The 24,205-nt window shown below is 36.1% G+C and carries 15 protein-coding genes and 1 pseudogene; 10 read left to right on the top strand and 6 right to left on the bottom strand.

Annotation, left to right across the window (positions count from 1 at the left end):
* Positions 1-76: 76 nt before the first annotated feature.
* The 5 genes from QVB70_RS04705 to QVB70_RS04685 all read left to right on the top strand — a co-directional run bounded on the left by QVB70_RS04705 (position 77) and on the right by QVB70_RS04685 (position 14,191).
* On the top strand, positions 77-1,750 hold the full coding sequence (locus QVB70_RS04705) for a DNA topoisomerase VI subunit B (protein ID WP_287583889.1): 1,674 nt from the start codon (positions 77-79) through the stop codon (positions 1,748-1,750).
* Positions 1,747-2,910: a hypothetical protein gene (locus QVB70_RS04700; RefSeq protein WP_287583887.1), complete on the top strand. Its 1,164-nt coding sequence runs from the start codon at positions 1,747-1,749 to the stop codon at positions 2,908-2,910. Before QVB70_RS04705 ends, QVB70_RS04700 begins: the two co-directional genes overlap by 4 nt.
* Positions 2,911-2,961: 51 nt before the next feature.
* Positions 2,962-5,853: a HEAT repeat domain-containing protein gene (locus QVB70_RS04695; protein WP_287583885.1), complete on the top strand. Its 2,892-nt coding sequence runs from the start codon at positions 2,962-2,964 to the stop codon at positions 5,851-5,853.
* 25 nt (positions 5,854-5,878) lie between these two features.
* Positions 5,879-12,727 (top strand): DNA topoisomerase VI subunit B, encoded by a 6,849-nt coding sequence (locus QVB70_RS04690; RefSeq protein ID WP_287583882.1) that lies wholly within the window; start codon positions 5,879-5,881, stop codon positions 12,725-12,727.
* Between the two features lie 72 nt (positions 12,728-12,799).
* A complete protein-coding gene (locus tag QVB70_RS04685; protein ID WP_287583880.1) occupies positions 12,800-14,191 on the top strand; it encodes a ubiquitin-like protein in 1,392 nt (463 codons plus the stop codon).
* 55 nt (positions 14,192-14,246) lie between these two features.
* Here QVB70_RS04685 and QVB70_RS04680 read toward each other — a convergent pair whose 3' ends face one another.
* Positions 14,247-15,359, bottom strand: a complete 1,113-nt coding sequence (locus QVB70_RS04680) for a DUF763 domain-containing protein (RefSeq protein ID WP_287583879.1) — start codon at positions 15,357-15,359, stop codon at positions 14,247-14,249.
* Between the two features lie 1,195 nt (positions 15,360-16,554).
* Here QVB70_RS04680 and QVB70_RS04675 point away from each other — a divergent pair.
* On the top strand, positions 16,555-17,163 hold the full coding sequence (locus QVB70_RS04675) for a hypothetical protein (protein WP_287583876.1): 609 nt from the start codon (positions 16,555-16,557) through the stop codon (positions 17,161-17,163).
* Between the two features lie 121 nt (positions 17,164-17,284).
* Here QVB70_RS04675 and QVB70_RS04670 read toward each other — a convergent pair whose 3' ends face one another.
* Positions 17,285-17,872, bottom strand: a complete 588-nt coding sequence (locus tag QVB70_RS04670; RefSeq protein WP_287583875.1) for a hypothetical protein — start codon at positions 17,870-17,872, stop codon at positions 17,285-17,287.
* Between the two features lie 84 nt (positions 17,873-17,956).
* On the opposite strand from QVB70_RS04670, the gene fdhD reads away from it, so the two are divergent.
* Positions 17,957-18,745, top strand: a complete 789-nt coding sequence (gene fdhD / locus QVB70_RS04665) for a formate dehydrogenase accessory sulfurtransferase FdhD (RefSeq protein ID WP_287583872.1) — start codon at positions 17,957-17,959, stop codon at positions 18,743-18,745.
* A gap of 234 nt (positions 18,746-18,979) precedes the next feature.
* Positions 18,980-19,612 carry a thioredoxin family protein gene (locus tag QVB70_RS04660; RefSeq protein ID WP_287583870.1) on the top strand — a complete coding sequence of 211 codons (633 nt, stop codon included), beginning with the start codon at positions 18,980-18,982 and terminating at the stop codon, positions 19,610-19,612.
* Between the two features lie 448 nt (positions 19,613-20,060).
* On the opposite strand, the gene QVB70_RS04655 is transcribed toward QVB70_RS04660, so the two are convergent.
* Entirely contained in the window at positions 20,061-21,215 is a 1,155-nt protein-coding gene (locus tag QVB70_RS04655) for an RNA-guided endonuclease TnpB family protein (protein WP_287583894.1), read from the bottom strand.
* A gap of 179 nt (positions 21,216-21,394) precedes the next feature.
* On the opposite strand from QVB70_RS04655, the gene QVB70_RS04650 reads away from it, so the two are divergent.
* Together QVB70_RS04650 and QVB70_RS18550 are read left to right on the top strand one after the other, a co-directional pair.
* Positions 21,395-21,853, top strand: a complete 459-nt coding sequence (locus QVB70_RS04650; RefSeq protein ID WP_287583868.1) for a thioredoxin domain-containing protein — start codon at positions 21,395-21,397, stop codon at positions 21,851-21,853.
* Positions 21,854-21,871: 18 nt separating this feature from the next.
* Positions 21,872-22,075, top strand: a pseudogene (locus QVB70_RS18550) (thioredoxin family protein); the annotation flags it as partial.
* 86 nt (positions 22,076-22,161) lie between these two features.
* On the opposite strand, the gene nth reads toward QVB70_RS18550, so the two are convergent.
* The 3 genes from nth to QVB70_RS04635 all read right to left on the bottom strand — a co-directional run.
* Positions 22,162-22,833, bottom strand: a complete 672-nt coding sequence (nth, locus tag QVB70_RS04645; RefSeq protein ID WP_287583866.1) for an endonuclease III — start codon at positions 22,831-22,833, stop codon at positions 22,162-22,164.
* A 94-nt stretch (positions 22,834-22,927) separates the two neighbouring features.
* Positions 22,928-23,716 (bottom strand): acyl-CoA dehydratase activase, encoded by a 789-nt coding sequence (locus QVB70_RS04640; protein ID WP_287583864.1) that lies wholly within the window; start codon positions 23,714-23,716, stop codon positions 22,928-22,930.
* A 60-nt stretch (positions 23,717-23,776) separates the two neighbouring features.
* On the bottom strand, positions 23,777-24,205 hold a 429-nt coding region (locus tag QVB70_RS04635), incomplete at its 5' end, for a 2-hydroxyacyl-CoA dehydratase family protein (protein WP_287583862.1).

Here is a 24,205-nt window from a genome sequence, read left to right as displayed (position 1 = left end):
GAAGTATAGTTCTCATTTTTTTGATTAAAAGCACATATAACTACTTTCAAGATAGTCAATTAAAGTAGGTAATGCTATGACTTCGAATAAAGTAGAAACCCTATCGGCAGCGCAATGGTTTAAAGAAAATTCCGAAATTGCAGGTTTTGACAATCCTGGAAAGAGCACTTTTACTAGTGTAAGAGAATTGGTCGAAAACAGTCTAGATGCATGTGACGAAGATATTCAAAAGCTTCAGATACGCGGAGAGGAAATAATATATCCAAACATCAATATTGTCATCCAACCAGTCAGTCATGAACTCATTCGTAAAAAAATACTAGCAAACTTGGATGATATTGGATCTGGATCGGGCTTAGACGGCATTGAGGAATTCGAGACTGATTTTGATCCAAGTGAAAAAAACTATGTTATCGAAGTGGAAGATAATGGCCCTGGAATCCATCATGAATTCGTTAGCTTAGTCTTTGGCACTGTTTTTACAGGCACGAAATACGGAATCAAACAAGGAAGAGGACGGTTTGGTATGGGTGCTAAGATGGCGATGATACATGCTCAAAGAACAACGGGTTTGGATACGGAAATCTGGTCGGCTACAAGAGAAGAGGCAGAAGAAAGTTATTTTCGTATCAGAATAGATCTTAAATCGAATTCTCCGATTTATTCAGCACAACGCATTATTCCAGACAAACCTTGGCATGGCTTAAGAATGCGACTATACTTCGGTGGCAATTTGGTTTGGGCGAAGCAACGCATTTTGGAATATTTTAGGCAATTAGCTCTAGTTACACCTTATGTAAATTTTCGGTTAGTGATTGGTGATGAGAAGTACCTCTTTAGACGAGTAACGGATGAAATTCCCCCTCTCCCGACAGAAACAAAATCTCATCCACATGGAATTGATATTGAAGAATTGAAAGAAATGGTGAAACGATACCCAAAAAAATATGTTTTTAAAAGCGAACAAAAAGAGGGATACCCTACTTTAGCAGAGTTTCTCATGCTTGATTTCCAAGGCATTGGAGAAGGGACAGCAAAAAAATTCTTGCGTTACAAAGTAGAAATAGATCCAAATATGCCTCTTAATGAATTAAATGACGTTCATATTTTTAAATTGTCACAAGCAATGTCCTCTTACGAAGATTTTCCAGCTCCAGATAGCAGTTGTCTTTCAATTTTGCCTCATGAAAGTTTAGAAAAAGCAGCTAGTTATCTTTTAGAGCCAGAATACATTAACAGTGTTACGGGTAAAATTATTTCTATTAAAGGACATCCTGTGCATATTACTACTTCCGTAGCATGGGGAGGCAAAATTCCAGTTGGTGTCGCACTTTATAGATTTGCGAATCGAATTCCACTTCTCTTCAAAGAGCGAAGTGATGTTTGCTATAAGGCACTTGAAGAGGCTAACATTAAACGCTATATCGACATAAATGTGCACGGGGTCACAGTTATGGTGAGTGTTGTGTCAACAAGAATACCCTATCAAGATGCTGCGAAAGATTTCATTGCAGATTATGATGAGTTACGCGAAACAATCAAATTAAGCATGCAAAAGGCTTTCAGGGGCGTTAAGACATACATATCACGTAAAGAGGCCGAAAAAAAGAAAGAAAAAGAACTTGAAAAACTAATCGATCATGCTAATCAACTAGCAATATCCTTAGCAAGAATAACAAAAGGAATACCAATGTCTGAATCTGAAATAAATCAAAAATTGATTAAAATAATCGAGAGTGAGTATTCATGAGCCATTCAGATGAAAACTTGAAGTTAATTGAAGGAATAAAGCAATTAAAACAAGTAGAAAAAGAAATGATAAAGGCACCAAAAGATGCATTGAAAATCCAAGAACTTTCACTAGAAGAAACAAAACAGAGTATCGAGGATATTGCATTAAATCTATTAAGTTTACTTGACTTTGATGAAAAACCTCGTGTATCAGTCCCAATTAGAAGTGCACAGAATACAATTGTTGATGAAGAGACAGGACATATTTTTCTTGGTCATAATATGGTAACTCGATCGCTAACACCAGCAAGTGTTAGGCAATTAGCTGTTTTGATTCGTGTAGCTGATGGAATTCATGAACTTCTCACTTTAGGACGTCATTCTACTAAACGTGAACTCTTTTATACCGATGTAAATCTTTTCGAAGATCAAACTGTCAGCGATCGTGCGATAGAAGATCTTGCAGTCACCTTGAGAACTATTAGAAATGCTACTAATATTGTTGCATCTGCCAAAGGGAAAATTATTGGTAGAATTAGTTTTGTTGAAAGTGGTGATCTTATCGATTGTTCTAAAATGGGAACAGGCGGAAAAGCTATCACACCATTTCAGGATCAAATAGAAAATATCGATACTGATGCTGAATTTGTGCTTCTCGTAGAGAAAGACGCGGCCTTTATGAGTCTTTCAGAAGCAAAAATCTATGAGAGATATCCATGCATACTCATAACTGGCATTGGGCAACCAGACATTGCTACACGAATGATGCTTCGAAAGATCGTAAATGAAACAGGAATTCCTGTATTTGCTATTATGGATGCAGATCCTTACGGACTTGAGATTTTACGCAGTTATACCTTTGGGAGTAAAGCATTGGGTTATGAAACCCCTTGGCTTGTCACAGAAAATATGTACTGGCTAGGTTTACGTCCAGAGGATATGGAAAATTACAAAATACCGAAAGAGGTTTATATTCCTCTAACGGACGCTGACAAGAAAAAAGGAAAAGAACTTTTGGAAGAAACCTGGCTACAAAATAAACCAAAATGGTCAGAACAACTGAAAACAATGTTGAAAAGTGGTGTGAAAGCCGAAATTCAAGCTCTCGCCTCAAAAGGTTTCGAATATATGACTGAACAATATCTACCTCAAAAACTTGAAAGTGCAGATTGGATATAAAATGCGTTACTCTAATTAAATTAAACAAAAAAAGATTTGTGTGATTTTAAATTGTCAAATGATGAAATGAAGTCGGAAAAAAAACAATCATCTCCTAAGGCTTTGTCATTTAATGATATTGAACAGAAACTCTTAGAAGAAGATATCTCAACTATTGAACGGCTCATTGATGAGTTAAAAAACAAAGATGAAAAAATTGTGACACGGATTAAAAAACTCCTCATAAGACGTGGGCAATTTGCAGTTGATACTTATATTCAAGTCTTGAACACATCACATGATCAAATCTATGTTAATGTTGTAGATATTTTATTGGAAATAGGAAAACCTTCAGTTATTCCTCTTATACATGCATTAGATGATCCAAGCGAAGAAATTAGGAATTCTTCAAAAAGCATTTTGATTCAATTAGGAAAGACTTCAGTTCCTTCATTAATACGAGCATTAGAAGATCCAAATGTAGAAATCAGGAATATTTCTAAAGAAATCTTGACCCAAATTGGCAAACCAGGGGTCACATCACTAATACAAGCATTAGATGACCCTAGTGTGGAAATCAGAAACACTTCGAAAGAAATCTTGACTCTAATTGGCAAACCAGCAGTAGATCCTTTATTAGAACTCCTACTAATAGCAAAACAAAAAACAAAGCAAGATGTTAGAGAAATTTTAATCAACATCGGAGAACCGGTAGTACGCCCTTTAATGAATGTCCTGAAAGAACCTAGTCTTTCTAATGTAACCGCGGAAGAAATTGAGAAGATTATACTAGAAATAGGAGAGACTGGTGTTAAAACACTTATCAAAGGATTGAAAGAACCTGATCCGATAATCAGGCGGAATGTAGAGAAACTCCTTCTTCATATAGGTGAAGCCAGTACACCCCTTTTACTAAATGTTGTCAAAGATAAGGATAAGGATGTTTCAACTCTCGCAAAAAACATCATTCGACAAATGGGTCAAATTGGCATTAAACCATTGGTCGAGAGTCTGCAAAAGAGTGAAAAGACTTCAATGAAAAGCGATAAGCTTATAGAATCTATTAACTTATTAGGAGAAATAAGTTCTTCAAAGGATACGCAAGTCTTTTTAAATGATCTAGAAGCCCCATCAGAAATAAAAACGGACGCTAAAGTTAATGCTCAGATTGTATGTCAATCAATTAATACATTACTTCCATTTCTTCATTATAGTGATGATATAGATGTTCAAAGATGCGCCATCAAAGCTTTGGGAGAAATCGGTGAGCCAATTGTTTTAGATCCACTTATTGGCCTTTTAGATTCGCCCTCATGGCAGATACGAGCTGATGCGAGAGACGTTGTGTCTCGATTAAGAATAGATAAATTCCGTTCAGTCGAAGAAAAAAAAGAAATTATCTTAAAGATTTTCCCTGAGTTCAAGCAATTTCCATCGATTGAAGATATTCTCAAACAATACAAAACAGGAAGCATCTCAAGCGAGGGGCTACTTAAAGAGATTGGAACTGTACTTAACTTACCTGAGGAAGACGTCATTTATCATTTTGATGGTATGTTTTTAGATAAGGATGTGATTATTGAAAAGTTAATTAAAATACTTCAAGACCCGCCTAAGCCAAGAATTACACTTACAGATTCAAAAAAGCAACTGATTATGGAGAGGTACCCTGAGTTTGAATTATTTGATACTTTAGAGGAATCATGTCAGCAATATGAAATGGGTAAATTAACTTATGAGCAATTAATTTACAAACTAATGGATATTTTTAATATTCAAGAAGAAGAAGAATTCTTTTTATTCCTTAATGATGTATTTCCCGAACTAAACTACCTGCGAGAAAATTTGATTTTACTTCTAGGTAAATTTGAAGATGCAAAAATAACCCAATATCTACTCAATATGGCAGAAGATATAAACCCTCGTATTCGTTGGATAACTGCATGGAGCTTAAGAAATCATATTAACGAAAAAGTCCTGAATTTCTTTGCGGATAGAATAAAAAATCCATCTTACGAAAAACATGTTCGTTGGATGAGTGTCATAGGACTGGGAAAGAAATGTGATCAGGATACTATAGATGCTTTACTTGAAGGTGTGAAGGATTCAGACGAAAATATTGCACTTTGGTCATCTTATGCGTTAGATAAAATTGGTAATCCCACAATCATTCCTCTTATTGAGACGCTTAAAGAAGTGGAAGATACTGATTCCGCAAAAAATGTCAAAATGACCTTAGTGAAACTGGGCAAAGACACGATCAAACCACTTATAGAACAACTAGAAGAAAGTGATGAGACCCTCTTTGAACATATTAAGGACATCTTATCGCAGATTGGCACACCTGCAATTAGACCTTTGATCAAGTCATTAGACCATCCAGATAAAAAATTTATTGAAAATGTCATGAAAATATTGACTTCTTTTGATTCAAATGCAAGTGGACCTTTAATCAAAGCGCTTGGAAATAAAAATGAAACCATCAAACTAAATGCAATGCGCATTCTGTATAATATAGGTGATGATGCTATACAGCCACTTATCTCCTCTCTAGAGCAAGAGAAAAGCAAAGAAATAAAAGAAAATATGATGAAAATTCTCTATAAAATGGGTGAAGACAGTATACCTTCATTAATTAATGCATTTGAAGGGGATTCAACGAATTTAAAACGTATTCTTATAACCTTATTGTCTGAAATGACACCTAAATCAATAATACCTCTTTTACATGCTCTTAACGAACCCAAAGAAATCGCTGAAAATGCGAAAATTGCTCTTTTAAAAATTGGAGAAAAAGAAATAGCTAAAGTACTTCTTTCGATTTCTCGTGGAAAAGAGTTTTCGACCATGCATAAGATTCTTGAAGGAGAAAAAGAATTCAGAGATTTCGCTTTTCGAATCAAACGTTTAAGAGAACGAGCAAAAAGGAAAAAAGTTGATAATAATAAGGAAGAAATTGATTAAACGTGTTAATTAAAGAGGAAATACAATGGCCTTATTAGATGAAGTTCAAATAAGAAGTGCGGCAGATTTCTTCCATGATAACAAAGCAATCGCCGGTTTCGACAACAGCATGAAGTGCGTTTTTACTTCAGTCCGTGAGCTCGTTGAAAATGGGCTGGATGCTGCTGAAAAAGCAGTTGCACGGGCTGAGAAAGAGCTCGAAACATTAAAAAAACAGGAAAAAGCAATCCCTGAGGAACTAGTAACATGGGCTAAAAGACGACCCAATATTTACGTTAATTTAAAAATTCTTGAGAGCCATCAAGTAGCAGAATTGCTGAAAGTAGACAAACTTCGGGGCCTTGAGAGTCATCTCGACTTTTTAGAACTTACAGTAAAAGACAATGGTATTGGCGTGCCTTTTAACGATATACCCACTTTATTTGGTCGAGTCTTGACTGGGTCTAATTATGGTGCAAGACAGGCAAGGGGTAGGTTTGGACTAGGCGTAAAGATGGTTTTATTAAATGCCATGGCAACCGTTGATCTTCCCATAAGAGTAAAAAGCAGGCATTTTTCTCAAAAATTTACCTCAAAATTCAAGATCCTGATAGACCTTGCTAAAAATGAACCAATTATCGTAGGAGGCACAGGAAATAAGCTTGATGTAACAGATCCTGAAGCATTAAGTGAACCAGGAACTGAAGTAACGGTCACGTTTACTGGCTCCTGGCGTCTTGCTAAAAAATGGGTTCTAGAATATTTTCATGAATTGGCAATTATTACCCCCTATGCTGGCTTTGAAATTCAAACTCCAGATCAGGAAGAGCCAATCGTTTATGAATGTGTTATTGATGAAATGCCGCCCTATCCAAAACTCACAAAGATACATCCATGGGGATGTGATATAACTCAACTAAAACGTGAAATTGCAGCGACGCATATTACAGGTACAACTAATATGATTGAATTTTTGATGCGTCATTTCCAACGTGTTAGTAAAAAAAAGGCAGAACAATTTCTTTCACTAGTTAATGTCGATCCTAATAAAAACCCAAGAGACCTAACAAGTGAAGAGATCCGAAGGATAATTCATGACGGATTTTTGCAGTCAAAGCCTGATGAAAAAAAGATTAAAAAAGAAAAAGAAAAAACTGAAAGAAAATTTACTTTCTTAAGCCCTGAAGGGGTAGCTCTCTCACCACTTACAGCAGAAAATCTGGAAAAGGGACTTAAGGAAAGAGTCAATCCTGAATTCGTTGCTGCAGTTACTCGGCCAGCATCAGCATATGCAGGACATCCCTTTATTGTTGAAGCTGCCCTTGCTTACGGAGGCAATCTCAAGAGTGGTGTGACGATTTATCGATATGCAAATCGAATTCCATTACTTTTTGGTGCAGGGAATGACGTAATTTCCAAAGTAGTTCATAAAGAAGTCGAGTGGAAAACGTACAAAATAAATATTGATAACAATCCTCTGGCCATTGCAGTATCGCTTGTTTCTACTAAGATTCCATTTCCTGAGACTTCAAAAGAATATATTGCTGATGTAGATGAAATTAGGGATGAAATCACCAAGGCACTTCAGGCCCTCGGAAGACAAGTAAGGATCTTTCTTTCAAGAATTGAGCGTGCTCGCCGAGAGAGAAAAAGATCATCTCAATTTGAAAAATGGGCAAGTATAACTCTTCAAAATCTATTTGCAATCACTCAAGAGGATCCGACCACTCTTCCTGTTGATTTGTCAAGTGAAGCTAAGAAAATTGAAAAGGCGTTAATGACAGGGTATCCACTTATTATTGAACGAAAACATCCAGTCTCTTCACCCATATCGCATGTTGGTTACTGGCTTGATCCCGGTATTAAAAAAGAATTATCAAAAATAGGAATCAAATCAGCATTTGAATTCTTAGCTACACCCACTGAAGAACTGACGATAATAGAAAAATTTACACCACATCGCGTTGAACAAGTAAAACGTGATAACCTAAAGATATTCTCACAAAGCCCAGATGCGCCTGGTATCGCACAGTTAGAGTGGGTAGACTCTGAAATTGAAGTATATCTTAATAAGAAATGGATGAGGACAATCTATGATTTTATAGTGACACCAAATCAAACTATTGCCTCAATTCCGGGAATAAACATCAGACTTATTAATTTCATAAAACAGGATGTCATTAAGAATCTAAACAAGAACTATTCATTTTCTCTTTCTGAGATCACATGGATCGATCAAGAATTATTTAATAAGCTTAAAAGCCAGGAGATTCACACGATTCTTGATTTAATCATTACACCAAGTTCACATTTATCATTCGTTACTGAATTGATTCATATTTTGATTGAAAACGAAAAAAAGAAGATAATGGAAATCTTCCAAGACCATCAAATAGATATACATGAAATTGAGTGGATGGATAACTATATAGAAAACTCACTTAGAGAGATGGGGATTAGTACAGTTTCTGAATTTCTCATATTCTCAACCCATGAACTCGAAAGTATCGATCGAATAGCTTTAAAAATCATTGACAGTTTTAAAAAACATTTAATCGCTCAAATTTCTCAAGAAAGGATGTCACAACTTAGCCAATTTAAATGGTATACATCAAGTATCAATAAGAAGTTTACAAAACGGAAAATCTTAACACAGCTTGACTTTTTACTTTACCCAAACTCCCATCTCGCAAGAGACAAAGATTTAATTCCAAATATTATTCAATACATTAAAGAAAAGGTAGTACAGGAACTTAATAGTACCCATCCAAAGTCGCTCTCAGAAATGATGTGGATAGAACCTCATGTCAAGAATGCCCTTGAAGAAGAAGGTATTAGGACTATCTATGATTTCCTTATTACAGATGTACAGAAATTATCTAAAATAAACGGACTTACAATTACAAAGATTAAACGAATAAAAAAGAATATCGGGACGCCTTTTGAAAGTTTAATATCTGAAGATGCGCTTTTTAGTGAAGAAATAATGCAGGAATTTAGATCACACAATATATTTTCAATTGAAGATCTCTATTTCTCAAAAACAAGGCTACTTAAAGTACTTAATGATCCGAAAAGGAAAGAAATTAAGCCTATATATGATGTCCTAGACGCCCATATCGGTACACTTCCAGGGGTGATTCCTCATACTAAGATTCTACTTTCTCAATTTGGAATAAATTCGGTCATTGACTTTTTAATTTGGCCAAAAAATGAACTAGAACAATTAGGTATTAGTTCAAAAGAAATAGATTCGCTAAAAGATTCAATAGATATGCAAGAAATTCTTTCAAATAAGCAAAAAGGAACTCCCCTGAATTTTTTGGATCTAGATTCAAATACCCTCAAGAAACTCGAAAAAATGGGTATTAATACAATTGAAGAAGCATATTTCACTCCACATGAAACGCTTGAACATCATAGTGCAGATCTTGATTTAATTTCCAAAATAAGAGAAACTTTGAATGCTCCAATTACAATTTTACCTTCATTAAAAAAGCATCTTGAAATTGTAGAGAAATTACTGAAAAATGGGATTACGACAATAATTCACTTCATTCTTTCTCCATTAAGCAGTTTACAAGAAATAACAAATGTAAATGACAACGAGATTGTGCAGTTGAGAAAAAAGATTCAGATAGATCCCTTAGCTATTCAGCAAGAAAAAATGAAGTATGGTACTTCCATACCTCTTAGTATAGGATTTGATGAAAAGGAACTAAAAGCCTTGGAACAATCTGGAATTTTCACAATTGATGAATGCTTCATTCTCACTAAAGAACAGTTCACGGCGCACATTCCTTGGGAAAAAATAAGTAGGGTTAAAGAAATACTGGAATCTCCAGTAATGATTATGGAAAATGTTCCTGTTCATGCAATAAGAAAATTGGTTCAGAGAGGAATTTCTACGATCTTTCAATTTCTTTATTGGCCTAATGAGGAACTAGCACAAGTGACTAATTTAGATGCAGAACGAATAATACAGTTTAAAAAGGAACTAAGAATCAAAAAAGGCATTCCCATTGATTCTTTGTCGCGTCTAGATTCCTCTGTTAGACGTATTCTCAGCGAAATAGACATTGATACCCTAGAGGAAGTTGTGATTGCTACACAAGAGATGTATGAGTTACCTTCTGATACATGGAAGACTCTCCAAAATATTAAAGCTGTGCTCAATTCTCCAGTCTCACTTATTGGCGAATTATACTCAAAATCATCAGAAACAATTGCATCTTTAGTTCAACGGGGAGTCAGATCCATATTAGCTTTCCTTTATTGGCCTGCTGAAGATTTAGCTGAAATTTCAGGTTTTAGCAAAGAATCAATCAGTTCTATAAAACTCAATTTAAATTTCTCAATAATAGAGGAAAAACTTAATTGCCCGTTATCTTACATTCCTGCACTTAGATTTTCATTCCCAGAAGTCATTGAATCGCTTCACGAAGCAGAAATTACTACAATTAAACAATTTCTTCAAACACCAGGACTATCAATTCAAGAGTTGACACAACTTTCAATTCAAGAAATAGATCAAATAAAAGACTTCTTGAACCCGTTAGAAATACGAGAAATCAGAGAACATGCCATTCCTCTTTCCACAATGGCAGCCTCTAGAAAAGAAATAAAATCAATTATCAAAAGAATAAACAGATTAGGTGTTCTAACGTATGAAGAATTGATTCCACTTGAAGAAGAAGCTATTATCAAAGAAAAAATTGACTGGAATGTCCTTGAAGAAACAAAGAACATTTTGGCACTCCCAATACATATCGTTCCTCACCTGACTAAGGATTATCGGAAAGCTCTAGAAAAAGATGGAATAAAAACTATTAAAATGCTTATTTATTGGCCAAACCAACGTTTAACATCGCTCTTGAAGAAAACTGACGAGGAAATACAACAGTTAAAAGGTCAAATAGACTTAAAACTCATTAAGGAAGTTACAGAAACACCAATTGATTTACTATTACCGCTTGAGTTAATAGATCCTTTGAAGGAAGCAGAGATTAACAATCTCAAGGAGTTTCTTTTATGTCCGAATAAAGATCTGGCTCAAATTACACAACTATCAACAAAGAGACTTACCACTCTTAAACAAAACATCGATCTTCAACAGATTCGTCTCATTCTAAAGTTGCCAGAAACTTTAGATGAAGATATCAACGTAGAAGACATTCTCGATAAGATAGTAAACTACACTATTCAAACAATCATTAATAATGGCAAAGGTAATCTAATTGCGAATATAGCTACAGAAATTAAGCCTGATATTCTTCAAAATTCCAAAGAGATTTCACTAGAACGTGTAAGAATATCTTTAAACAACATAGAAAGGAAATTAAATGCATCCCTTAGCGTTGAAAGAAAGGGGCAGATTTCAACAAAGATACTAAGAGAGATTATTAAAGAGGAGATTACTCATGCCTCTAAAATCTATGTAGAGAAAGTTAATGAAAAGTTCAAACAAAATCTGATTAAAAACAGTAAAAAATTCGTAGAAAAGTCTTTTAACGATCTCAAATCGCATGTTCTTAAAGAAACTGAAAGACCGATTTTAAAGGAAGTCAAAGAGGCATTCATAGAAAAATTGACACTCCTCAAGGATGAAACCATTAAAAATTCAGTGGATCGTGTCAAAGCGGAAATAAAATCTGAAGATACTGCAATATCTGAAAAACTGCAAAATGACATTCCAAAAATGCTAAAAGATGCTGCTAGAGCTGAAATCAACAATTTCGTTAAAAAACACTTCCAAAATAAGATACTTAGTTCTTTAAAAGAAAAAGCTGCAAAAATGGTTGCTAAAGAATTCACAAAGAAATTCATGCGAGGCATCAGCAAAGAAATCGTAGCGGATCTAGAACAATCATTGATTGTGCAAATCAAAGAAAATGTTCAAAATATTATAAATGAAAAAAGTAGAGCTGATTTTATCGAAGAACTGCAAAATTCGATAGACGAAAACTCAATCATCAATCAAGTGATAAGGAACATGATTAATACTGAAATAACTACAGATAAATTGAAACTGGGTAAGTTAAAAGAAGAATTAACAAAAGAAGTTGTTCAAAAGTTTGATATGCCTATTCAAAAGGCTGTATCTACTTCATTAAGATTGATTAAAAGCGAGTTTATCACTCCTATTAAAAAGAGTAAGAAAGGCAAAATAGAAACTGAAAAATTGAATGAATGCGCAACAAAATCTGAAGAACGTATAAAGAATGAACTAATCATACAAGTAGCAGAAATATCTCAGAAAGATTGTGCAAAAAGTGTTGTAGAAATTGTCGATGACTCTTTAATTCAAGTTAAGCAGAAAAATGTGAAAATTTTAAATTCGATCGCAAAGAAACTTCCAAATTCAGTTTATAATAAAATATCTGCTCTTAAGAAAGAATATATCAATACAAGTGTAAAAGATACCCTAGTAGATGACGTCTCATCAAAGAGTGTAGAATATGAACAGAAAATCAAAACTAAGTTTGAAAAAAGCAACGAAAAGGCAAAAATCGAGACAATTCTAAAGGAAGATATCAGATTACTACTCGAAAAAGTGTCTAAGGAGTCAATAAAGAAGGACTTTTCAATAACAAAAATAAGAAGAACTGTTAAACACATAATTGATGAAAAACTTGAAATAATGACTGTTGTTCAGCCAATTATCAACGATATGATAGATGAAATGATAAAAGATGAAGAACTCGCCCTAAAAAAGAAAAAAGGAAGAAAAGCAAAAGAAACGACAACAAAGAAAATCGAAAATTTTGTATCAACTAAAGATAAAGAAACGACAACTACCAAGAAAACAACTGGTAAAAAAACAACTACCAAGAAAACAACTGGTAAAAAAACAACTACCAAGAAAACCAAAAATAAGAGAAAAACTTCCCGTTAACCTCTTGTTACCTGATCAAATACAAATATATGATAGTTTTAAAGGATAATTTTTAGGAATCGTGAAAGCAAAATGTCAAATATGATATCATTGCTTATTAAAAATAAATTGGATATAAAAGATACAACCACGACTCTAAAAATTGACTCTAAAAGTCCTCTTGCCACAATCAAAGAGAAACTGTACGAGGAGTTTAGTATTCCAAAAAAAAACCGCTTTGTTTTTCTTTTCAATAAGAAAGTTTTAGATGAGAAAAAAACTCCAGCAGAATTAAAATTTCCAAAGAATGCAGAAATAGAAATCAAACTTAAAGTAAATTTAAAAAATATTAAGCAGATAAAGAAAGAGCTTTATCTCCCCTCAGAAACCGATTTTCCTTACGGTGTCATAATCGTAGAAAATAAACCTGCAGAATTGACACGTAGGCGTTTGATTGAAACTGCGGCTGATTTTGTTGTTCAAACTGTGCAAGATCCAAAGAATGCAGCCTTTAAAATACCATCTCGAGCAAGTGAAAATATCGGATACGATGATAACACAAAAATGGTTCTCCTTGGAAATCAACAGATGATTCGCGCATATAGAAGCCTGTCATCAGTGCTTTCTGTGGCTCAAATGGCACGCCTAATGAAGTTAATTGACGAACAATTAAATAAGAATCTACATACAACCAAAAGGGACGTTTTTTATCGCGATGTGAATATTTTCCGTGATCAATCAATAAGCGACAATCTAATAGAAGATTTAGCCGTTATGCTAGGTGTGACGAGGGCGTCGTTGAATGTTGTTGCGTCAACAAAGGGTATAGTAGTTGGTCGAATTAATTTCAAAGAAAGCGGAGATTTAATTGATTGCACTAAAATGGGAGTGGGTGGAAAAGCAATTACTCCCATGATCGACCAAATAACAAATTTGGATTCAGATGCGGAGTTTATATTAGTTGTTGAGAAAGAAGCAGCGTTTATGAGGTTAGCTGAAGACAGATTCTATGACTATGTGCCATGCATTATTATAACAGGCAAGGGACAACCTGATATGGCAACCAGAATGTTTGTTAAACTAATACGAAAAGAACTCAACTTACCAGTTCTTGGGTTGATGGATGCTGATCCGTATGGCTTAGACATTCTACGAGTTTATACGATTGGATCAAAAGCATTATCTTTTGAGACTAATGAGATGGCGGTTTCAGATATTAAATGGTTGGGACTTCTTCCAAGCGATCTCGATGAGTATGGGATCCCAAACAATGCTCGTATCCCAATGTCACCTAGGGACAAAAAACGTGGAGAAGACATGATTAAAGAAGAATTTGTCCAAGCAAGACCAAGATGGGTAGAAGAAATTGAGCTTATGCTTTCAACTGGTGTGAAAGCTGAGATTCAAGCCCTTGCACATGAAGATATTCAATTTATGACTAATTTCTATCTCCCAAACAAGATTCATTCAGGAGATTGGGTTTAGAAAAAACCGTTTCAGTGTATAAATCTTAAGTAGTGTTTTCGATACGTTTTAGTAATCATCTCAAAAAAGACTCAAGCCTTTTTACCGCGGAATATTTCTCTTTATTACTTGCAAGATTGTCAACGGCATCTTTCAAGATTTGAATTGAATTATCATATACTTCTTTGTCTACAGGAAAAGGGTACCCATCCTTCCCTCCATGGGCAAAACTGTATTTGACAGGATCTTTCCAACTTGCTTTTGTTCCGAAAATGAGATCTGAAATAAGTGCAAGTGCTCGTATTTTCTTTGCACCCATGCCTTTAATCGCAACTAGTTCTTCATAATTCTTAGGTTGAATATTATAAGCCGTTTGCAGGACTTCCCAGTCTTTTCTATTCAAATCAATCGGTAGTAGAATTGGGTGACGAGATGGCATGGTGTAAGTTTCAACCGCATTAGAATAATCGGTAATTCGTCGTTGATCTGATGAGTGTAGATATTTCTGTAAATGTTTCGGGTTGTCTTTTATTAAATCAAGGCTTATCTGTCGTGTCTCAGAACTTTGTTTTGCCGTTAAATCCAAAACGCGTTTTTCTACCTTATCACATGCAATGCCGGTATGAGGTTCGTTTACAAAAGAAACTATAATGCCAGAAGACCAATGATACCGTCGTGCATAACGATTTGAACTGTTCAACCCTTGTTGAACAACAGCCCAATCACCTTCTTCAGTAAAAAAGAAAGAATGATGATACAACTGATACTCATCCTGAATGCAGTTATTATCCACTTTTGCACTTAGTTTACTTGCATATTTTAATTCCTCGATCTTCTGAGTAGATAAGGAAAAGATATCACCTATCATCTCAATTTCAGATAACGTAAGCTTTGAAAATCGTCCTTTTCCTCCAGTAACAGCTATCCCACTCTCGGGAAGAATTGCTGATTTTAATGCTCCACATGTTGTAGTTGTTGTCCCGCTACTGTGCCAATCGAAACCTAAAACGCATGACAGGGCTTGAAACCAGTAAGGATCCGATATCCTTTTAATGAATTCCTCTGTTCCTCCAAATTCCTCTATTAGGAAAAGAGTAATCCCTTTAGCTAACTTTACCATTCTGTTAAATAGCCATCTTGGAGCTTTACCACCATGTAGTGGTAGATTTACAATTCCAGTTCGCCTCATTTATATGCCTCAACCTGAAAAGTGTCGGTGATTCCCTGCTAGTTACTGAGAAGAGATTTTTGGTAGAAATAATCGACATTGTGCAAATTTACTTTAAGCAAATATACACAGTCACCTCTTTTAACTTTATTGGCGGGAAGTCTACTTGCGACAGCTGGGAGATGAAAGCCGCAAGGTTTTTATAGCTTTTTGCACGAAGATGTTCAGATGACTATCGAGAGGAACGCAGGGATACAAGACTCTCGATAAGATAGCTGAAGAGGAGTCCCTGTGAGTTAGGTTCGTACAGTTTCTAACCGACGTGGGTAACCACAACGGTAAAAGGACAATAGAATTTGACGAACCGTTATAGGGTGATTGTGAAGCCTTAAGGGTTGCTATCACAGAATGCCAAGTGGACGGGCCATCCCTGTATGAGGATGAATTGCGACACACAGCCGAACGTAAAACGAAAGTTTCCCGTAAGGGTTGGGAGGACTCGCAGGAAACTCCATCCGCTAGGTGGAGTAGTTCACAAATAGACTCCCCTCAATATAATTATAAGTCAAAAAAAAGCAATAGTCTTCGACATTGCGAAGTTAAATAAATGGAGAGACACCCTAATTGAATGCGTTCTCCTATCACTTCATCACAGAACATGAGGGCAATGGTCTTGAGATATTTTTCTATTTTTTCTAAAAAAGCTGTGGAATTTGAAGGAAAAAAAAGAGCCTCAATCTAAAAAACTTATTCAAACTAAAATTGAGCAGTTTTCGAAAGCATCATAAATGTTAGTTCTAAGGAAGAATGCATCCACGGCATTATGACGATGAAGAATATACTCAATTACATATAGCCGAGGATGTATGTCTGCATAAATTGTTTTATTTGCCTTATAGTGAAGTATAAGATTTGAATATCCTTTAAATACCTTTATAAATGCTCAATTTCGAAAAGCGCGCTTTCGCGCTCGCACAGACCTAATTACCGATTTAAATAGCAAAACAAATATAAATTAGTTTTGTCGGGATTAATGTTGGAACATGAGTTTGTTTGATGGCATTAGGCATGAATTCCAATGTCATTTCGAAGCATAATGAGATGGTGGTGTTTCCCACTAATATACTTACGCCGTGCTATTCGAAGATAGTATCCACCATCATACAATTCTATTCCGATCTATCGAATAAATAAATGCAACCTAAATACGGGAGGCGTGAGAAAAACGGCACAATCAACACTATTTAACCTCCGATGGCTAACTGTGAAATACTACAAAAAAAAAGGATTCGTACCCCTCGATATTTCCCATTGGCTACCCTACAAGATACCATCAATTAAGAGAAAGCTTTGTACAACAAATAAGAAAAGCGATGTTTTACTCCTGAAGGACTCCAAGGATAATCCATCTGCAATTTTACTCATAAAGGACTGGGGGAGAGTTGTTGGAGTTAACCAGTGTTATCAAGTAGAACGACTAAAAGGACTTCTAAAAAATGAAAATATTGAGATTGATGACTTGAAATTGATATTAATTAGTAGAAGTGGATTTTCAGAAAGTGTTAAGAGATTTGTGCGAAAGCAGAATATAGAATTGAAATCAGAAGCTGACATGACTTATGAATATCCTAAATTAGGAGAGATTGTAAGAAGACATAGACTTGCAGCAAAAATAGCGGAAGAAATCGCGAAAGAAGAAGCAAAGGATTTAGAGAAATTTAAAGCAGAAAAAACAGAATTTGAATTGGATGAAGCACTAAAATTTGAAGAGGATGAGGTAGAGGAGGGTTTTGGAAAGGCTGCAAACAGACAAAATCTGTCTTGAAATATTGTAACTTTTTCTCTTATGAAAGATCCTATAGAGTAGTATTTTGGTCAAAATCAACGAAGGAGACGTCCCTTTCTCTTTTTTTAATTAATACAAACTAAACTGCACTTCTCAGATATTAAAATGATAGATACGCTATGATAAGAGTTATAACGCTTGCTAATAATGTGCCTCCAGCAAGTTGATAAACGGTATGAGCTTTGAGTTGATAACGAGCCCATATAACAAGAATAACGAACAGTAGCAGCGGAACCGTCCAAAGTGTAAACGGGCCAAAAATGTATAAACAGAATGTAGCTGGACCAGAAATTCCAGCAGCATGAACACTAATTTTCCAAAAGCGATTGATAACCATCAAAGCAGTAATTATCGCGATGTAAATTAGACCAATAATGAAAAGGATTATTACATTGCCAAGATAGAAGATCAACGTTCCAACAATATATTCGAGAAAGACAACGGCGTAGCTCAAATTTCGTGAAGCGCGTGGAACAGCAAACGTGGGTCCATGATCTCTTGCCAGCAAAATCAAGGTTAGAAGCGGCAGGATCGTGAAAAAAGTGATTCCCACGAAAACAAAGAATAGGGACGGATTACCGATTTCAGCTGGTGAATACAATGCAAAAACAATGAATAACCAAAGTGAAACTAGTGGAGGCAAATAAATGATTGAAATCACTTGTGCGAGGAGCGATGATTTTAACAAGAATTTCACTCTCTAATTATGTATTTGAGTTAATTTTGAAAGAAGAAAGTTATTTTGCTTTAAAAACTTGAAGTTGTGAATGAAATGAAAATGACAACATCTGTTACGACTTTACGTATCAAACTCAAAAATGATCACCTAAGTGAAAGTCACATTATAGAGGACGATGTCGCTGTAGAGACCCCATTCAACATCATCATTAATAAGAAACATTGTATAACGCTTTTAGCTTCACCAGATAGTATGAAAGAGTTGGGGATAGGGTATCTCCTCTCAGAAGGCATTGTAAAGTCGTCTGATGAAATTATCAGAGTTGAAATCTCAGAAAACAATATTAATATTGAGACAAGGTCAGAATGCGATTTCAGAAGAGTTACAATTCATAAGTTAACTACAACAGCGTGCATTTCTACAAATGATTATATAAAACTTCTTGATCGTACGCAAATATTTGTTTCTTCTAAAACTTCAATTTCACCTTATGAGATCACAGAAATAATTAGAAATCTAAATAGTCAATGTAAGGTTTTTAAAAAGACAGGGGGAACACATGCAGCCGGTTTATTTGATCCGTCAAATGGAAAGGCGTTATGTATATTTGAAGATGTTGGAAGACATAATGCAATCGACAAAGTTATTGGATTTGCTGCACTTAACGGTTTAGATTTTTCGAAGCTAGTTCTTGCGAGCACGGGTCGTCAACCTGCCGACATGGTACTTAAAGCTGCTAGAGTGGGGATTCCTATAATTGCATCCATTTCAGGCCCAATAAATTCAGGTATTATATTAGCTGAAAAAACAGGCGTCACACTTGTTTGCTTTGTGCGTGGAAAAAGAATGAACGTTTATTCTCATAAAAAGAGAATAATGTAATAATCTTTCAGCTTAGACACATCCTCTTATGTTCTCTAAGGTTTTAATCTGCTGTAAGATAATTTAATTTAAACATAATAATACAATGTTATAATAGAATATCTTAATAGCGAATTAAAAATTCCTTTGAACAACAATTTCTACGATATACATGCACATATCCACCACATAAACTAAATAAATATGCCATAAGAATAATTCAGACCCAAAAAAATTTGCAGGAGAGAGAAATGGATGATGTCTGATTCAGTTAAAGAGATAGTGAAACAGGAATTTGATAACCTCGAAAAACCAATTTCTTTAAAAGTTTTCACATCAAAAAATAACTGCCCCACAGCTGCGGATACTGTTAAACTCTGTAAGATCCTCACTGAACTTTCAAATGGAAAAATCTCATATGAAGAGATATCTTTCGACACTCAGAAGGAGTTAGTAGCAAAATACAAGGTTAAATGGTTGCCTACAATTATTATTGAAGGATGTGGGGTACGCTATACTGGTATTCCGGCTGGTGGCGAATTCGCTCCATTTATTAGAACACTCGTAATGATTTCAACCGGACAAACGGAATTGGCCCATTTAAAGGCAAAAATAAAGGAGATTAAGAAACCTATAGTTGTCAAAACCATCGTCACATCACGTTGTCCACACTGCCCAATATCAGTTCTAATGGCAAACCAAATATCAATTGAATCCGATGGCGTAGTTATTTCAGATATAGTAGAGGGATATCAAAATCAGGAAATACCTATGAAATACGAAGTGACTGGAGTACCTGCAACGATCATAAATGGACAGAAAGAATTCGTGGGCGTTCCAAACGTTGGAAAATTCGTCGATAAATTGATTACGGTAGGTAGAAAATGAGATTACACTAAAAGAATAGAAGATATAGACAAAAGATGGTATCAAAGCCAATTTTAGGACAATTTGGACTTTCTCGTTATCTCCGGTTTAGGTAGAAGTGAACTACTATCCTAAAAATATTCCATTTTCTTTTTTGCTAGAAAACTTCAAGAACCTTGATTCAAGATACCTGATAACTAACTCATAAGACTTTAATTAGTTTTAGGTGGACTACCTCACGCTGAAGCTTTGGTGCTTTCTTGCTTAGTTTTAGGTAAGTTAGTCTAATTTCAACATGCTAAGAGTCTATTAGAGTTAGCTGCAATTCTATATATCCTCCATAAGAAGATTATTTAACGTGTTGTACGCTAGTTCACTCTTTGACAGCATGATGTTCAAGTCACTAACGTGAACTACCACCCTACAAGTAGGCTGGCTTCCTGAATCATCCATTCCCCAACGGGACATGTCAAACAGGCTCTACGGGCAGTTCCTGCCCTGATGATGATCGTGATGCTACATAGTTGCGTGATCGGTGTAAAATCGTGATGGCCGAGTTATGATCTCGTGCTACATCAAGACCACAGTAAGGACAGCGGTGGATGCGGGTTGCCAGTGTTTTCGGCACAATCCTCCCACACCTACTACACAATTGTGTGGTATTATAGGCACTCACATATTCTACCAGAGTACCAGCTTCCTCCGCTTTGTACTCGGTAAAACACATCAGTTGTCCCCAGCCCGCATCACTAATCGACTTGGCTACATGATGGTTCTTCACCATGTTGGTAATCGTTAAGTTTTCATACACTATTAGGTCATAAGTATCGACCAGTGTTCGACTAAGCTTGTGATGAAAGTCCTTCCGTTGGTTACGTATCTTCCGGTGTAACCGTGCTACCTTCCTGTTCTGCTTGTGACGGTTATTTGAGCCCTTAACCTTTCTATCTTTTCTTCTCTGTTCTTTGGCTACTTTCTTCTCCGAGTGTCTTAACCAACGGGGGTTAGCGATGGTATCTCCGTTATTACACGTCAGTAAACTCTTAAGCCCGACATCCACCCCTATCGCCTTCTTTATGGCTCTTTTCTGAGTGTGAAGAGCGAGATCAGGCAGTTCTACTACAAAACAGGCATGCCAGTGGTCGACATCGCGTGTAATGGTACAGGTCTTGATCACGCCTTCAGTAGGTATCGGACGGTGGAGTGTAATGGTGATACGTCCAATTTTCGAGAGCCGGAGTTTCTTGTTGTTCTTTTCCAGTGAGAACCCACTTTGCGGGTAAGTGAAGGAATCATATCGGTATTGCCCTTTAAAGCGTGGGTAACCTGGTTTTTCCCCCTTCTTAAGACGCCTAAAAAAGTTCTGGAAGGTCTTATCCAGTCTTCTAAGTGTATCTTGGAGCACCTGAGAATGCACCGCCTTCAAAAACGGATTAGTCTTTTTTACGACTTGTAGTTGGGTGGCTTGCTCATAATAGCTGACTGAGTGTTGGTGAGTGTGCCAAGCATCTCGGCGTTCAGCAAGCGAGGTATTGTACAACCAACGACAGGTGGTCAGCCATTGCGTTAACGTAGTTGCCTGTTGTGTGGTTGGATACAAGCGATATTTGTACGTCCGTGTCATCATACGTATCCCTGTGTTCCCCTGAAAATTCATATCACGAGAGTTACTATACGCAAAAACCTATTTAAAGCTGGGGGACACTACTGTGAAAGTGAAAAAAGTAAAATACTCAATTCATCCCCCCAACAAGTTGGGGGTCTTCTTGCAGAGAGTATTATAAATCCATAAAGGAGAGAATTTTGTTGATCTCACCTTCTGGAAGGTCTCAACTCAGACGGGAATTAGAGAAACTAGAAAACCCTATTTCGCTAAAGGTTTTCACATCAGATATCCACTGCCCAGCATGTGCCGATACCATTGAAATCTGTAAGACACTCACTGAACTTACTGACAAAATTACAGTTGAAGAGATCTCGCTCGACACTCAAAAGGAGTTAGCAGCAAAATACGAAGTTGAATACCCTCCCACTATTCGTATAGAATCAGGAGGAGAATTGACTGGAATACGATACACAGGCATACCCGCCGGAGGAGAATTTGCGGCATTTATTCAAACACTTGTAATGGTTTCAACTCAAACCACAGATTTAGGACATTTAAAAGAAAAACTGATAGAGATCCAGAAACCAGTGGTAGTTCGGACAGTGGTCACACCTACAACATGTGAAGAAGATTATTCCTCACTTGTGGGGGATTGACCATTCTGTCCAGCTTCTGTACTACTAGCAAACCAGATATCCATAGAGTCCGAAGGAAAAGTCATCTCCGATACAATCGAAGCCTACGAACATCAAGATCTCGCTAGAAAATACGGCGTGTCCGGTGTCCCTGCTACAGTCATTAATGAAGAAAGGACATTTGTGGGCGTACCAAACTTAGACAAATTCGTGAATAAACTGTTATCAGAAGGTAAAGAATGAGGCTATACTGAAACGCATGGGTAGTATAGCTGAAAAAAAAGGGCCGCCCCCTTTTACCTTCTTTCTTGTTATGACAACTTTTGCGCTTATCCTTTGTTTTTGACTCCATTTTTTTCGCACAAATCTTCCAAAATACATTTTTTACACAAGGGGATTTGAGCTTTGCAAATCTTTCGCCCATGAAGAATTAAGTCAACATGAAAGTCATATCGGAGATCTGATTCGATTAATTTCTCAAGAACACGTCCTGCCATCTCTCTTGTGACTTTTTTGCTTTTCTTGTCCTTAACAAGTCCTAATCTTTTTGAGACTCTCCAAACATGAGTGTCAACTGGAATTACCGGGCGCTTTAAAGAAAATAATAATACACAGTCTGCTGTTTTTGCCCCAACCCCATCTATATTGTTTAGAAATTTCCGAACCTCATCAGTATTCATATCTTTCAAAAAAGAGAGGGATATATATTTCTCTAAGACCAATTGAGCAATACTCTTAATTCGTTTTGCCTTCTGACGATATAAACCACCTATTTTGATTGCTTCTTCAATTTCATTAAGAGAAGCAGTAGCCAATGCCTTAACGGTCGAAAATTTCTCTGCTAGTTGTTTATAACTTCGTTCTGAGTTCACATCAGAAGTGTTTTGAGATAGAATAGTTCGGATTAGTTCGTCAAAAGGTTCCAAAGATTCCTTTCTATTCTGTCCGTATTCTTTTATCAGTCGCTCAGCGATTTCTTTGGCCCATTTTTTCCTCTGCATACAAACCCCAAATACGCTCTATCAGAAAATTCTACAGAAAGTCATATTCGGATAACTGGAGTTAGGTTATAAAATTACTTTTATTTGCAAAATTCTAAGATTTACCATTATTATAGAACTCTCTTGCTAAAATTGCAGCACCGTATGCTCCAGCAAATTGAGGATTATCTGGAACAAAAAGATCTGTTTTTAATACTTTTTTAAGAGAATAAACCATTCCATCATTTTTTGCGACGCCTCCGCAAAAAATAACTGCTTTCTCTAGTTTAAGTCTTCGAACCATGCCTAAGATTCTTTTAGTAATCGAATCATGAATTCCTGCTACAATGTCCTCCACCTTTTCGCCCTTCGCGAGGAGAGAGATCACTTCAGATTCAGCAAAAACAGTGCACATGGCTGAAATTGATGATGGATTGTTGCTCTTTAAGGATATTTTACCCATCTCGTGCAAATCAATTTCTAGTGCGCCTGCCATGACTTCGAGAAATCTACCGCTACCTGCCGCACATTTGTCATTCATCTCAAAGTCAACTACATTTCCGAATTCATCAACTTTAATTACTTTGGAATCCTGTCCTCCGATATCAATAACCGTCCGAATATCTCGATTCAAAGCAAAGGCGCCTTTTGCATGACATGTAATTTCTGTAATTGTCTTATCAGCAAAATCCGCAGATAATCGACCATAACCTGTGGCTAGGATATAGCCTATATCCTTTTTTGATATTCCATCATGCTCTATTAATCGATATATGAGATCTTCTGCAATTACTTTTGGATTTGCACCTGATTTGGTAAGTTCTTTGGCAATTATTATGTCACCATTTAATAAAACGCCTTTTGTACTTATAGATCCTATGTCTATGCCGATCGTCAGCACCACGTATATCACCCGAATGGAGATAAGTAGATTGACTTATTAGAAAAAAATGGAGATAGTCTATTATTTAAGCATTTCAATAAAGGCTTCAACTCTTGTGTAAAGCTGGCCGACGTCTTCGGTGCCATAATCCGTCTCAATCTTTAGAAATGGAATACCTTTTTCCTTCAACGCTCGTTCTGCTTTGTATACTTCAATACTATACGTAAGACAGTTTTGAAGGCAATAATAGATAACTCCATCTACCTTGAATTCTTCAGCATATTTTAGAATGTTTTCTAATCGTGGATCGTTAGGTGTGAAACAGGCACAATCAAGGTCTAGATATCTATCTGCAAGAGCTGTAATGAGTTCATTAAGATCATCTGGCAAACTATCAACATCCATGATTTTACTATAATATCTTGCTCCTGTACAATTTTCCTCGATGACAACCACACCACCACTTGTTTCAACGATATCGTGCATTTTCCAGTTTGGAATCGCCATAGG

The sequence above is a fragment of the Candidatus Borrarchaeum sp. genome (assembly GCF_019058535.1).
Lineage (GTDB): Archaea > Asgardarchaeota > Sifarchaeia > Borrarchaeales > Borrarchaeaceae > Borrarchaeum > Borrarchaeum weybense.
This window is presented reverse-complemented; position numbering and strand designations above follow the sequence as displayed.